Source organism: Azoarcus sp. CIB, from assembly GCF_001190925.1.
GTDB lineage: Bacteria > Pseudomonadota > Gammaproteobacteria > Burkholderiales > Rhodocyclaceae > Aromatoleum.
Genome location: NZ_CP011072.1, coordinates 817,916 through 831,370 on the forward strand (window position 1 = coordinate 817,916; position 13,455 = coordinate 831,370).

Annotated in this window: 10 protein-coding genes; all 10 read left to right on the plus strand. The window is 66.1% G+C overall.

The annotated features are described in order from the left end of the window. The first annotated feature begins 6 nt into the window (after positions 1-6). Positions 7-2,805, plus strand: coding sequence for a ribonuclease R (gene rnr / locus AzCIB_RS03640; protein ID WP_083446863.1), 2,799 nt, complete (start codon positions 7-9; stop codon positions 2,803-2,805). A gap of 76 nt (positions 2,806-2,881) precedes the next feature. Then, positions 2,882-3,604 (plus strand): 23S rRNA (guanosine(2251)-2'-O)-methyltransferase RlmB, encoded by a 723-nt coding sequence (gene rlmB, locus AzCIB_RS03645; RefSeq protein ID WP_050418195.1) that lies wholly within the window; start codon positions 2,882-2,884, stop codon positions 3,602-3,604. A gap of 118 nt (positions 3,605-3,722) precedes the next feature. Beyond that, entirely contained in the window at positions 3,723-4,298 is a 576-nt protein-coding gene (locus AzCIB_RS03650) for an ANTAR domain-containing response regulator (RefSeq protein WP_050414640.1), read from the plus strand. A gap of 469 nt (positions 4,299-4,767) precedes the next feature. Then, positions 4,768-5,952 (plus strand): CmpA/NrtA family ABC transporter substrate-binding protein, encoded by a 1,185-nt coding sequence (locus AzCIB_RS03655; RefSeq protein ID WP_232299426.1) that lies wholly within the window; start codon positions 4,768-4,770, stop codon positions 5,950-5,952. A 16-nt stretch (positions 5,953-5,968) separates the two neighbouring features. After that, positions 5,969-6,907 carry a nitrate ABC transporter permease gene (gene ntrB / locus AzCIB_RS03660; protein ID WP_083446865.1) on the plus strand — a complete coding sequence of 313 codons (939 nt, stop codon included), beginning with the start codon at positions 5,969-5,971 and terminating at the stop codon, positions 6,905-6,907. Positions 6,908-6,924: 17 nt separating this feature from the next. Continuing rightward, complete coding sequence (locus tag AzCIB_RS03665; protein WP_050414642.1) at positions 6,925-7,716, plus strand: ABC transporter ATP-binding protein; 792 nt, start codon at positions 6,925-6,927, stop codon at positions 7,714-7,716. A gap of 148 nt (positions 7,717-7,864) precedes the next feature. Next, positions 7,865-9,238 (plus strand): hypothetical protein, encoded by a 1,374-nt coding sequence (locus AzCIB_RS03670; protein ID WP_050414643.1) that lies wholly within the window; start codon positions 7,865-7,867, stop codon positions 9,236-9,238. Between the two features lie 536 nt (positions 9,239-9,774). Then, positions 9,775-10,545 carry a uroporphyrinogen-III C-methyltransferase gene (gene cobA / locus AzCIB_RS03675; protein WP_050414644.1) on the plus strand — a complete coding sequence of 257 codons (771 nt, stop codon included), beginning with the start codon at positions 9,775-9,777 and terminating at the stop codon, positions 10,543-10,545. 11 nt (positions 10,546-10,556) lie between these two features. Then, positions 10,557-13,013, plus strand: a complete 2,457-nt coding sequence (gene nirB / locus AzCIB_RS03680; protein ID WP_050414645.1) for a nitrite reductase large subunit NirB — start codon at positions 10,557-10,559, stop codon at positions 13,011-13,013. Between the two features lie 17 nt (positions 13,014-13,030). Beyond that, positions 13,031-13,363: a nitrite reductase small subunit NirD gene (gene nirD, locus AzCIB_RS03685; protein WP_050418197.1), complete on the plus strand. Its 333-nt coding sequence runs from the start codon at positions 13,031-13,033 to the stop codon at positions 13,361-13,363. Positions 13,364-13,455 lie beyond the last annotated feature (92 nt).

Sequence of the window (13,455 nt, forward strand, 5' to 3'; positions counted from 1 at the left end):
AAAGCAATGAAAAAAGAAAAAGGGAAAACGACCACGGCGGCAACTTCCGCCAGCCCCCGCGAACCCAGCCCCATCCGCCGCGCCGATCCGTTCTACGAGCGCGAGTCGGCCAGCTACGAGCATCCTCTGCCGAGTCGCGAGTATGTCGAACAGACGCTCGCCGAGCAGGGCGTGCCGATGACTTTCCAGGAACTGTGTGCCGCACTCGACGTGAGTGGCGAGGAAACGGGACTGTTCGAGCGGCGCCTGCGGGCGATGCAGCGCGACGGCGAACTGTTGCGCAACCGCCGCGACGCCTATCTGCTCCCGAACAAGGCGGACCTGATCCGCGGACGCGTGTCGGGGCATGCCGACGGATTCGGCTTCCTGATCCGCGACGACGGTCAGCCCGACGTGTTCCTCGGGCCGAAGGAGATGCGCGAGGTGCTGCACGGCGATCGCGTGATCATCCGCGTCACGGGCACGGACCGGCGCGGACGTCCCGAAGGCAAGGTCGTGGAAGTTCTGGAGCGCGCGAATACGCGCATCGTCGGCCGCGTGCTCAACGAGCATGGGGTGCAGGTGGTGGTGCCGGAAAACCGGCGTATCGCGCAGGACATCCTGGTTGCGCCGGGGGGCAAGAAGGCCCAGCCGGGCCAGGTGGTCACGGTCGAACTGATCGCACAGCCGACCAAGGTCGCGCAACCGATCGGACGCGTGATCGAGGTGCTCGGCAACTATGCGGATCCGGGCATGGAAATCGAGATCGCGCTGCGCAAGCACGAGTTGCCCTTCGAGTTCTCGTCCGAGGCGAAGGCCGAGACGCGCAAATTGCCGGCTACCGTGCGCAAGAAGGATTGGGCGGGGCGCGAGGACATCACGAAGCTGCCGCTGGTGACGATAGACGGCGAAACGGCGAAGGACTTCGACGACGCGGTGTACTGCGAGCGCCAGGGGCGCGGTTACCGTCTGATCGTCGCGATCGCGGACGTCTCGCATTACGTGCAGCCCGGCAGCGCGCTCGATGACGAGGCGCAGGAACGCGGCAACTCGGTGTATTTCCCGCGCCGCGTGATCCCGATGCTGCCCGAGAAGCTCAGTAATGGTCTGTGCTCGCTCAATCCGCAGGTCGAGCGCCTGTGCATGGTGTGCGACATGAGCGTCGGGCCGACGGGGGACATCAAAGCGTATCGCTTCTACCCGGCGGTGATGTTCTCGCACGCGCGTCTGACTTACACGCAGGTGGCTGCGGCGCTATACGACAAGGATGCGGCGGCGCGCGACGCGGTGGGCGAATTGCTGCCGCATCTCGAGAACCTCGACAAGCTCTTCCGCGTGCTGCTGAAGGCGCGCGCGAAGCGCGGCGCGATCGACTTCGAGACGACCGAGACGCGCATGATCTTCGACGCCGAGGGCAAGATCGAGCGCATCGTCGCGGAGGTGCGCAACGATGCGCATCGCCTGATTGAGGAATGCATGCTCGCAGCCAACGTGTGTGCGTCGGAGTTCCTGCAGGAACGCGAGCATCCCGCGCTGTACCGCGTTCATGAAGGTCCGACGCCGGGCAAGCTCGAGAAGCTGCGCGGCTTCCTGGCCGAGTTTGGCCTCGGCGTGAGCGGCGGGGACGAGCCCAAGGCGGGCGACTACGCGAAGTTGCTGGAGACGGTGAAGGACCGCCCGGACGCGCAGCTGCTGCAGACGGTGATGCTGCGTTCGCTGCGTCAGGCCGTGTATAGCCCGGACAATGTGGGCCACTTCGGCCTCGCGTACGAGGCGTATACCCACTTCACGTCGCCGATCCGGCGTTACCCAGACCTGTTGGTGCATCGCTCGATCAAGGCCGCGCTCGAGAGCCGTACCTACGAGGCCGGCGACTGGGACGAGATCGGCCTGCACTGCTCGGCGACCGAGCGGCGCGCGGACGAGGCGACGCGCGATGTGGTTGCGTGGCTGAAGTGTTACTACATGCAGGACAAGGTCGGCGCCGAATTCACCGGCAGCGTGTCGGCGGTGGTACCCTTCGGCCTCTTCGTCGCCCTCGACGACATTTTCATCGAGGGGCTGGTCCATATTTCGGAGCTCGGCAGCGACTACTTCCACTTCGACGAGACGCGCCATGAGCTCGCCGGTGAGCGCACGGGTGCGCGTTTCCGCTTGTCGGACCGCGTGCGGGTGCAGGTCGTGCGGGTCGATCTGGAAACGACCAAGATCGACTTCCGCCTGATCGAAGGCGCGCCGCGCGCGACCGAACGGGCCGGGAAAACGGCGAAGGACAAGGCCACTGCAGCGAAGGCTGTACCGAAGGCAGCGGTCGCGACCGCGGCTCCGGTCGCGGCAGCGCCGAAGGCCAAAGGCGGCCGGAAGACGACGGCCGCGCCCGCTGTGGCGCCCGAAGTGTCCGTCGTGCCGGTGAAGAAGTCACGGACGACGCGCAAGACCGCCGTCGTAGCGGCCCCCGAAGTAGCGCCCGCAGCGCCGGGCAAGGGCGCCGGGAGGGCCAGGGCGAAGTCTGAGGTAGCCGAGACGAAGCCGACGAAGGTCGCCGGTGCGACGAAGAAGGTCGCCCAGGTCGCCGAGCCGGCGGCACCGGTCAAGGTCACCGGCGCGAAAAAGGCAACCGGGGAAACGACGGCCCGCAAACTTGCCAAGACCGCCAAGGTGACGAAGACGAGCACGGCTCCGAAGGCGGACAAGGCTCCAAATGCGGAGAAGGCTCCGAAGGCGGAGAAGGCTCCGAAGGCGGAGAAGGCTCCGAAGGCGGAGAAGGCAGCCGAGCCGAAAACTGAAACTGCAGCATCTACGAGGAAGGTGAAACGCCGTGGCTAACAAACCCACAAACCGTTCCCGCCCGCAGCAGGCGGAGCATGCCGAGGCGCCCGCAGCAGGGCGCGCGGAGTCGCGCCTGATCTATGGCTTCCATTCCGTGTTGGGCAAGCTGCGCCGCGACCCGGAGGCGGTGTTCGAGCTGTATCTGTCGTCCGCCCGCACCGACGCGCGCTCGAAGGACGTGCAGCGGCTGGCCGAGGCGCAGAAGGTGCGCATCATCCAGGCCGAGGCGGACCGGCTCGACGGCATGGTCGGCACGCGCCGGCATCAGGGCGTGATCGCGCGCGTCGATGCGCGCAGCCGCGACATCAAGCTCGCCGACGTGCTCGACGTGCTGGAAGAGAATGCACTGATCCTGGTGCTCGACGGCGTGCAGGATCCGCACAACCTCGGCGCCTGCCTGCGTGTGGCGGATGCGGCCGGGGCGCACGCGGTGGTGGCGCCGAAGGATCGTGCCGTGGGGCTCAACGCGACCGCGGTGAAGGTCGCGAGCGGCGCGGCCGATTCGGTGCCCTACATTACGGTGACCAACCTCGCGCGCGCGCTGCGCGAGATGCAGGAGGCCGGCGTGTGGGTCGTCGGCGCGACGGGCGAGGCGGAGAAGTCGCTGTACGAGATCGACCAGAAGGGGCCGGTCGCGTGGGTGATGGGCGCCGAAGGCGAGGGGCTGCGCCGACTGACGCGCGAGACCTGCGACGAACTGGCGAAGATCCCGATGCTCGGTACCGTCGAGAGCATCAACGTGTCGGTCGCGAGCGGAATCTGCCTGTTCGAGGCGCGGCGCCAGCGCGGCGGCTGAACGCGGCCTTTCGGGGACGCGCCGCAGGGCGTTCCCCACGGACCGTTTCGTGCCGTCCGCTAATCTAGACCATTCTTGTTCCGGTTCGCGGCGGCGCGAATCTTGCATAGATTTCACCATGCTGCGCGTACTCGTCATCGATGAATCCCGTGCCCGGGCGGCCGAAATCTGTGCCGGGCTGGCGCTCGCCGGTCACCAGGTGGCCGCCGTGCTGGCTTCATCTTCGGATTTGAGCGCGCAGATCGAGTCGATCCGGCCGGACGTGATCCTGATCGAGACCGATTCGCCGTCGCGCGATACGCTGGAGAACCTCGCGGTGATGAACGCGGCAATGCCGCGCCCGGTGATCATCTTCGCGCAGGAAGGCGACGAGGAGACGATTCGCGCCGCGGTGAAGGCGGGCGTGTCGACCTACGTGGTCGACGGGCTGGATCCCGGGCGCCTGAAGCCCGTGATCGACGTCGCCGTGGCCAGTTTCGCGGAGCATCAGGCCTTGCGCAGCGAGCTTGCCGCGGCGACGAAGAAGCTTTCCGAGCGCAAGCTGATCGACCGTGCCAAGGGCCTGCTGATGAAATCGCGCGGGATGGACGAGGCCGAGGCCTACGCCGCCCTGCGCAAGCTCGCGATGGAACGCGCGAAACCGATGGCGGCCGTCGCGCAGGATCTCATCGACATGGCGAAGTACCTGCTGTAGCAGGGCTTGTGCACAGTCCCGGCGGCCTGTCCGTCGCCCCTCGCCCGAACGGGCGAAATTCCCCGAATCAAGCCGAAGTCCGCTCGCGATTGGTGCAATAGCCCTTGGTTGTGCACTGCAATAGTGCGGCCGCCATGCGTTCCCGCCGCATGTTCCATCATGCCTCGTTGCTACCGAAACCCTTGCCGATAAGGGTGTCTGGCGTCGTTTGCGGTGCCTGGCATGGCATCTGCTAAACGAGTCCTGAGTCGAATCAACGGCGGTTCGACAGCGGATTGACCGGTTCCAAAGCAGGGACTGGTGCAAGCTACGGACAACGGCGTCCATCCCCGCGGTACTTGTTGCGCGGGCGGTGAGCGCCGTTTTTGTTTTTCTGGCCTGCAGGGAGATGAAGATGAGTGCATTCGACGACAATGGCATCACGCGGCGCGACTTCATGCGGCGGACGATGGCGCTTTCGGGAGCGGCGATGATGGGTTCTGCAGGGCTGGGGGCGAGCAGCAGCGTGTGGGCGGCCGGGTCGGATGCGCCGGAGAAGAAAGAGATCCGCGTCGGCTTCATTCCGCTGACCGACTGCTCGTCGGTGGTGATGGCCGCGGTGCAGAAGTTCGACGAGAAGTACGGCATCAAGATCATCCCAACCAAGGAAGCGAGCTGGGCGTCGGTGCGCGACAAGCTCGTATCCGGCGAGCTCGACGCTGCGCACGTGCTGTACGGCCTCGTGTATGGCGTGCATCTGGGCATCGGCGGGCCGAAGAAGGACATGGCGGTGCTGATGAACCTGAACCACAACGGCCAGGCGATCACGCTCGCGAACAAGCTGAAGGAGCAGGGCGTCACGGACGGCGCGGGGCTGAAGAAGCTGATCACCGCGAAGCCGGGCGAGTACACCTTCGCGCAGACCTTCCCGACCGGCACGCACGCGATGTGGCTGTACTACTGGCTGGCCGCGCATGACATCAATCCGCTGAAGGACGTGAAGGTCATCACCGTGCCGCCGCCGCAGATGGTCGCGAACATGCGCGTGGGCAACATGGACGGTTTCTGCGTCGGCGAGCCGTGGAACAACCGCGCGATCATGGACAAGATCGGCTTCACCGCGGTGACGACGCAGGACATCTGGACCGATCATCCGGAGAAGGTGCTCGGCACGACAGCCGACTGGGTCGCCAAGCATCCGAACGCGGCGCGCGCGCTGACGGCGGCGATCCTCGAGGCCGGGCGCTGGATCGACGCCTCGCTGCCGAACCGCCGTACGACCGCCGAGACGGTGGCGCAGAAGTCCTATATCAACACGGACATGGACGTGATCCTCGAGCGCATGCTCGGCCGCTATTCCAACGGCCTTGGAAAGAGCTGGGACGACCCGAACTACATGAAGTTCTACAACGACGGCGCGGTGAACTTCCCCTACCTCACCGACGGCATGTGGTTCCTGACGCAGCATCGGCGCTGGGGACTGCTCGATCGCGACGTCGATTACCTCGCCGTGGCGAAGCAGATCAACCGCATCGATATCTACAAGCAGGCGGCGACGGCGGCGAACGTGCCGCTGCCCAAGAGCGACATGCGCAGCCACAAGCTGATCGACGGCGTGGTGTGGGATGGCAAGGATCCGAAGAAGTACGCGGGTTCGTTCAAGGTCAGGGCCTGAGCGGGAGGAGGCGGCGATGACGCTGGCAGTGGTGGCGGACCGGAACGACGCCGGGACCGCGGAAGTCAGGGGGTTGCGCGCGGTGCTCGCGGCGCGCGGCAAGGACGGGACGGTGAAGGTGGTGGCGGCCGAGGCGCCCGCGGCAGTGCCGGGAGGGGGCGCAGGTGCGCGCCTGGGCGGCTGGCTGCGCGCGCTGGCGGCGGCAGTGCTGCCGCCACTGGCCGGGCTCGCGTTGCTGATCGGCTTGTGGCATCTGGCGACGATGAACGGCGGCGGCATCCCGACGCCGGGCAAGACCTGGGACGCCGCGGTGGTGATCTTTGCCGATCCGTTCTACCGCGTCGGGCCCAACGACCAGGGCATCGGCTGGAACGTGCTGGCCTCGCTGCAGCGCGTGGCAATCGGCTTCGGCATCGCGGCGCTGGTGGGCATCCCGGCGGGCTTCCTGTTGGGGCGCTTCGCGGTGCTGTCGCAGATGATGAACCCGATCATCAGCCTGCTGCGGCCGGTGAGCCCGCTCGCGTGGCTGCCGATCGGCCTGCTGGTGTTCCAGCGCGCCGACCCGGCGGCGACCTGGACGATCTTCATCTGCTCGATCTGGCCGATGATCCTCAACACCGCACAGGGCGTGACGCGCGTGCCGCAGGACTACCTCAACGTCGCGCGGGTGCTGAATCTCTCCGAATGGAAGGTGTTCACGAAGATCCTGTTCCCGGCGGTGCTGCCCTACATGCTGACGGGCATCCGCCTGTCGATCGGCACGGCGTGGCTGGTGATCGTCGCGGCCGAGATGCTGACGGGCGGCGTGGGCATCGGCTTCTGGGTGTGGGATGAGTGGAACAACCTCAAGGTCGAGCACATCATCATCGCGATCTTCGTGATCGGCATCGTCGGCCTGATCCTCGAGCAGGCGCTGATGCTGGTGGCGCGACGCTTCAACTACGAAAACCGCTGAGCGGCGGAGGAGACATCATGAAGAAGATCGTACAGATCGAGAACGTCGGCCAGGTCTTCAACACGAAGAGCGGCCCCTTCACGGCGTTGCGCGACATCACGCTGGACATTCACGAGGGCGAGAGCGTCGCGCTGATCGGGCACTCGGGCTGCGGCAAGTCGACGCTGCTGAACCTGATCGCGGGGCTGACGCGGCCGACCTCGGGCGTGATGCTGTGCGACGGGCGCGAGATCGCGGGCCCCGGCCCCGAGCGCGCGGTGGTGTTCCAGAACCATTCGCTGCTGCCGTGGCTCACGTGCTACGACAACGTGTATCTCGCGGTCGATCGCGTGTTCGGCGCGAAGGAGGGCAAGGCGAAGTTGAAGCAGCGCACGCAGGAGGCGCTGGCGCTGGTCGGGCTGTCGCACGCCGAGACGAAGTTCCCGCACGAGATCTCGGGTGGCATGAAGCAGCGCGTCGGCATCGCCCGCGCGCTGTCGATGGAGCCGCGCATCCTGCTGATGGACGAGCCTTTCGGCGCACTCGATGCGCTCACGCGCGCGATGCTGCAGGATGAGCTGGTGAAGATCCTCGCGGCGACACGGGCGACGATGGTGATGGTGACCCACGATGTCGACGAGGCAGTGCTGTTATCCGACCGCGTGGTGATGCTGACCAACGGGCCTGCAGCGACGATCGGCGAGATCCTCGACGTGAAGCTCGAGCGTCCGCGCGATCGCCTGGCGCTCGCGGAGTTGCCGGAGTTCGCGCACTGCCGTGCGGCGGTGCTGGATTTCCTCTACAAGAAGCAGCTGAAGCGCGCGGCATGAGCGGAGCGGCGGCGGGAGGGGCTGTGCGACCTCCCCCCGTCGCGCGCGTTCGTCGAAGCGATTGTGCGGCCCGTGTCACGACGTACGGGTGACGCGGCAATGATGCGCGGTTATCATCTCCCAAGCCCGGAACCGGAGAAAAACTGCGATGGCAATGCACTTCTACTACAACGGACATACCTACGAGATCGAGACGGCCCCGCTGAGCTGGGACGATGCCTCGGCGAACGCCCTGGGGCTCGCATGGAGTGACGAAGGCCGGTTGGAGGGGGCCGGTCTCGGCGGCCCGTTGATCGTTCCGTCCTATCTTTCGCTGATCGGTTCCGCTGCCGAAAACGCCGCGATCCTCAAGAACCTGAAGCCGTCGGTTCCCAAGGGGGCGACGGTGGCCACGGACGGTGGAAACGCGAGCTATCTCTGGCTCGGCGCGTCGGACGTGCAAAGCGAAGGCAACTGGCAGTGGCTGGACGGCACGCTGCTTGGGTCGGGTTACCAGAACTGGGGTTCCGGTAGCCTCGGCGGCGAGCCGGACAACTTTGGCGGGGTGCAGAACTTCCTCGCCATCGCTACCGGCAAGTGGCCCGCGCCGGCGGGCGGCCTCGGCGCGCCGGGGCAGTGGAATGACCTGGATGGCGCGAACCTGCTGTGGTCGGTCGTCGAGTGGGATGGTCTGATCGGCACGGTTGGCAACGACAAGCTGACCGGCACCGCAGGCGACGACGTCATCGACGGCAATGCCGGCAACGACACGGTCAAGGCGGGCGACGGCGATGACATCATCTACATGGGTACGGGTAATGACAACGTCCAGACAGGCAATGGCACCAATGCGGTGTTCGCCGAAATCGGCCTGGTGGATGATAACGACGGCAACGATCGCGTTACCGGCGGCAGCGGCGACGACTTCATCGCGCCGGGTACGGGCAACGACAACGTGCGCGCCGGCGACGGCAACAATGTCGTGATCGGAGGCGAAGGCGACGACATCATCACCACCGGGGCCGGGAACGACACGATCGATCCGGATGGTTACTACGCCGAGGACGGTGATGGTGCTGCGGGCAACGACACGATCAAGACCGGCGCCGGCGATGACCTCATCTTCCTCGGTGAGGGCGCGGACAAGGTGTGGGGTGGTGCGGGCAGCGACACCTTCGTGTTCGACACGCTGTTCACCGCGCCCAGCACCACGGTGTTCAAGCAGGACGGCACGCAGGTCACCAAGGCGACGGTGCATCGCATCAACGATTTCGACGCGACCGTGGACAAGCTGGGCTTCGATGCCAACGAGTTCCAGTCCCTTGCGGGATTTACCGCGACGAACTTCGTCAAGGGCAGCGGGCTGACCGCCGCGAGCTCGAACGAGACGGGTGTGGACGATTTCCTGATCTACGACACCGCCTCGGGCAAGCTCTATTACGACGAAGACGGCAATCACGCGGGATCTGCGCCGGTCCTGCTCGGGATCGTGACCGGCCACATGGCCGATCTGGATGCCTCCGATATCGAAATTTTCCTGTAAGTCCTGGTGACGGCGCCCCCGCACGGGGGCGCCGTGTGTCAACCGCTCGCGCGCCGCGAGGGGCTGCGGCGCCCTGCCGCCGGCCGGGTCAATCCGGATCCTTCTTTCTCCATTCTTGCTGCCGAGTGAGCGCGGGGCTCCTGCTCAGGGCCGCGCCACCCGCTTCATCGCGGCAACTGCGGGCCGACCTGGCCCGGTCTCCGATGATTTCGGCCCCGCGCACGCCCCTCCGGTGTCGCTATGTTGTGGTGCAACATCCCGCGAGATGCACCGGAATGGTGCCTGGGTCTTCATGCTTGATGCTCGGTCGGAGATTGTCGGTGTGTGTGTTATTGATTTAAAAATAATGACTTACGAAAATGCGTGGGGACTGGCACCCATTTTGCGTTAGGTGAACCGCAAGCCGGGGCAACGAGGCTCCGGCGAAGTGCTTGGTGCAGAGCATGCGGACAACGGCGTCCGTCGTTTCTTCGGAATTTCGATCCCGGGGGCGACGCGATGCCGTTTTTTTTCGCCTTACGGAGTGGAGATCGATCATGGCCAAGGTGTTACTCGTTGGTGCCGGCCCCGGCGCGGCAGACCTGCTGACGCTGCGTGCCGCGCGCGCCATCGCTGAGGCCGATGTGCTGCTGGCCGATGCACTGGTGACGGACGAAGTGCTCGCGCTGGCGAAGCCGACGGCGCGCGTGCTGCGGGTCGGCAAGCGCGCCGGGATGAAGTCGGCCGCGCAGGAGTTCATTCACCGTGCGATGGCGCGCTATGCGCGGCGTGGCCTGACCGTGGCGCGGGTGAAGGGCGGCGACCCCTTCGTGTTCGGGCGCGGCGGCGAGGAAATGGATTACCTGCGTGCGCTCGGCATCGAGGTCGAGGTGATCCACGGCCTGACGGCGGGCGTCGCGGTGACCGGTGCCGCCGGCATCCCGGTGACGCATCGCGCGCACTGCTTCGGCGTGACGATGGTGACCGGCCACACCGAGGACGGCACGGAGCCGGACTGGTCCGCACTGGCGAAAAGCGGCACGACGCTGGTGATCTACATGGGCCTCGGCGCCTTGCCGCGCATCGCCGAAAGCCTCGCTGCGGGCGGCCTGTCGCGCGCGACGCCAGCCGCGGTGATCGCCCACGGCACGCTGCCGACGCAGCAGCAGGTGGTCGGCACGCTCGCCGACATCGCCGAGCGCGCCCGTGCCGCGGCACTGCCGGCGCCGGCGCTGATCGTGATCGGCGACCTTGCGGCCTATGCCGAGAATCGCTTCGCCCGGTCCTCTTCCGAATCCTCCCCCGAATTCATCTTCCGCGCTGCCTGAAGGAGCCCGCCATGAAAAAACAGAAACTCGTGATGATCGGTAACGGCATGGCCGGCTGTCGCACGCTCGAAGAGCTGCTGAAGCTCGCCCCGGACCTGTACGAGATCACCGTGTTCGGCGCCGAGCCGCACGGCAACTACAACCGTATCCTGCTGTCGCCGGTGCTCGCCGGCGAGATGACGCTGCCGGAGATCATGCTCAACGATCTCGACTGGTATCGCGACAACGACATCACGTTGCATGCCGGCAAGATGGTGACGAAGATCGACCGCATCAAGCGCAAGATCATCGCGTCCGACGGCACCGAGGCCGACTACGACCGCCTGCTGATCGCGACCGGCTCGACGCCCTTCATCCCGCCGATTCCCGGGGCGGACCTGTCGGGCGTGCTGGCCTACCGCGACATCGGCGACACCGAGGCGATGATAGCGGCCTCGACGCAGTACAAGCACGCGGTGGTGATCGGCGCCGGCCTGCTGGGCCTGGAGGCGGCGAACGGCCTGATGCTGCGCGGCATGAGCGTGACGGTGGTGCATCTGGCCGACTGGATCATGGAGCGCCAGCTCGACAAGCCGGCCGCCGACATGCTGCAGGCTTCGCTCGAGGCCAAGGGCATGAACTTCCTGCTGTCGAAGCAGACCGAGGCGCTGATCCGCGGTGAGGGTGGGCGTGTATCCGCGGTGCGCTTCAAGGACGGCATGGAGATCCCGGCGGACCTCGTGGTCGTCGCGGCCGGCATCCGCCCGAACTTCGCGCTGGCCGAGTCGGCCGGCATCTACTGCGGCACCGGCCGTGCGCGCGGCATCGCGGTGTCCGACACGCTGCAGACCGTCACCGACCCGCGCGTGTATGCGGTCGGCGAGTGCGTCGCGCACCGCGGCATCGCCTACGGCCTGGTCGCGCCGCTGTTCGAACAGGGCAAGGTGTGCGCGAACCACCTCGCGAACTTCGGCATCGGCCGCTACGAAGGCTCGGTGACCTCGACCAAGCTGAAGGTGACCGGCATCGACGTGTTCTCGGCGGGCGACTTCAGCGGCGGCGCGGACACCGAGGAGATCGTCCTGCACGACAAGCAGGGCGGCGTTTACAAGCGCATCGTGATCAAGAACAACCGCATCGTCGGTTCGGTGCTGTACGGCGACACCGCCGACGGCACCTGGTACTTCCAGCTGATGAAGGATCAGCAGGACATCCACGGGATCCGTGACCACCTGATGTTCGGCCAGAACCACCTGGGCGATGCGGGCCACAAGGGCGAGAACAAGGCCGCCTCGATGGCCGACACCGCCGAGGTGTGCGGCTGCAACGGCGTGTGCAAGGGCACCATCGTCAAGGCCATCAAGGAGAAGGGGCTCTTCACCGTCGATGAGGTGAAGAAGCACACCAAGGCGGCGTCCTCCTGCGGTTCCTGCACGGGCCTCGTGGAGCAGATCCTCGCCTCGACGGTCGGCGGTGCCTACCAGGCGGTGAGTGCCCACGACAAGGCGGTGTGCGGCTGCACCGAGCTGTCGCACGGTGACGTGCGCCGCGCAATCCGCGAGCACAAGCTGCTGAACATCCCCGACACGATGGAAACCTTGTCGTGGAAGACGCCCAACGGTTGCTCGACCTGCCGCCCGGCGCTGAACTACTACCTGATCTCGACCTGGCCGCACGAGGCGAAGGACGATCCGCAGAGCCGCTTCATCAACGAGCGCGCGCACGCCAACATCCAGAAGGACGGCACCTATTCGGTGGTGCCGCAGATGCTGGGCGGGGTGACCACTCCGGCGGAGTTGAAGCGCATCGCCGAGGTCGCCGAGAAGTACAACGTGCCGACGGTGAAGGTGACCGGCGGCCAGCGCATCGACCTCCTGGGCATCAAGAAGGAAGACCTGCCCAGCGTATGGAAGGACCTCGGCATGCCTTCGGGCCACGCCTACGGCAAGAGCATCCGCACGGTGAAGACCTGCGTCGGCGCCGAGCACTGCCGCTTCGGCACGCAGCGTTCGATGTCGATGGGCATCGACCTGGAACGGATGCTGTTCGGCATGTGGAGCCCGCACAAGGTGAAGCTCGCGGTGTCCGGCTGCCCGCGCAACTGCGCCGAGGCCGGCATCAAGGACGTCGGTGTGATCGGGGTCGATTCGGGCTGGGAGCTGTATGTCGCAGGCAACGGCGGCATCAAGACCGAGGTCGCGCAGTTCCTGTGCAAGGTCCAGACGCGCGAGGAGGTGATGGAGTACTCCGGCGCCTTCCTGCAGCTCTACCGCGAGGAAGGCTACTACCTCGAGCGCACCGTGCATTACGTCGAGCGCGTCGGTCTGGAGTACGTGAAGAAGCACGTGCTCGACGACGCCGACAAGCGCAAGGCGCTGTTCGAGCGGCTGCTCTTCGCCTTGCAGGACGCGAAGGATCCGTGGGCCGAGCGCTACGCCGCCGACGCTGTGCCTGCCGTGCGCCGCGAATTCGAGATGCTGGAGATCTGAACGTGGAGATTGAATTCATGAGCACCATCGAGTCGAGCCTGGAAGCGGGCTGGAAACTGATCTGCGCGGTCGAGGACATCCCGGTCCTGGGTTCGCGCGTCGTGAAGTCGGCGAGCGGCGACATCGCGATCTTCCGCAACGCCGAAGACGAGGTCTTCGCGGTGCACGACAAGTGCCCGCATAAGCAGGGACCGCTGTCGCAGGGCATCGTGCATGGGCGCCAGGTGACCTGCCCGCTGCACGGCTGGAAGATCCAGCTCGAGTCCGGCGAGGCGGTCGCCCCGGACGTCGGCTGCACCAAGTCCTTCGCAGTGAAAGTCGAGGGCGGCCGAGTGCTGCTGAAGGTTTGATGAAACGTAGGGCGGATGAGCCGAAGGCGTTATCCGCCGCATGGAGGAGCCTGAAGCTGCCATTCGGCGGAAGGCGCTTCGCTTTTCCGCCC

Coding starts and splice junctions, on each gene's coding strand:
- rnr (WP_083446863.1), top strand. CDS start 7: ATGAAAAAAGAAAAAGGGAAAACGACCACGGCGGCAACTTCCGCCAGC.
- AzCIB_RS03650 (WP_050414640.1), top strand. CDS start 3,723: ATGCTGCGCGTACTCGTCATCGATGAATCCCGTGCCCGGGCGGCCGAA.
- AzCIB_RS03655 (WP_232299426.1), top strand. CDS start 4,768: ATGATGGGTTCTGCAGGGCTGGGGGCGAGCAGCAGCGTGTGGGCGGCC.
- ntrB (WP_083446865.1), top strand. CDS start 5,969: ATGACGCTGGCAGTGGTGGCGGACCGGAACGACGCCGGGACCGCGGAA.
- AzCIB_RS03665 (WP_050414642.1), top strand. CDS start 6,925: ATGAAGAAGATCGTACAGATCGAGAACGTCGGCCAGGTCTTCAACACG.
- AzCIB_RS03670 (WP_050414643.1), top strand. CDS start 7,865: ATGGCAATGCACTTCTACTACAACGGACATACCTACGAGATCGAGACG.
- cobA (WP_050414644.1), top strand. CDS start 9,775: ATGGCCAAGGTGTTACTCGTTGGTGCCGGCCCCGGCGCGGCAGACCTG.
- nirB (WP_050414645.1), top strand. CDS start 10,557: ATGAAAAAACAGAAACTCGTGATGATCGGTAACGGCATGGCCGGCTGT.
- nirD (WP_050418197.1), top strand. CDS start 13,031: ATGAGCACCATCGAGTCGAGCCTGGAAGCGGGCTGGAAACTGATCTGC.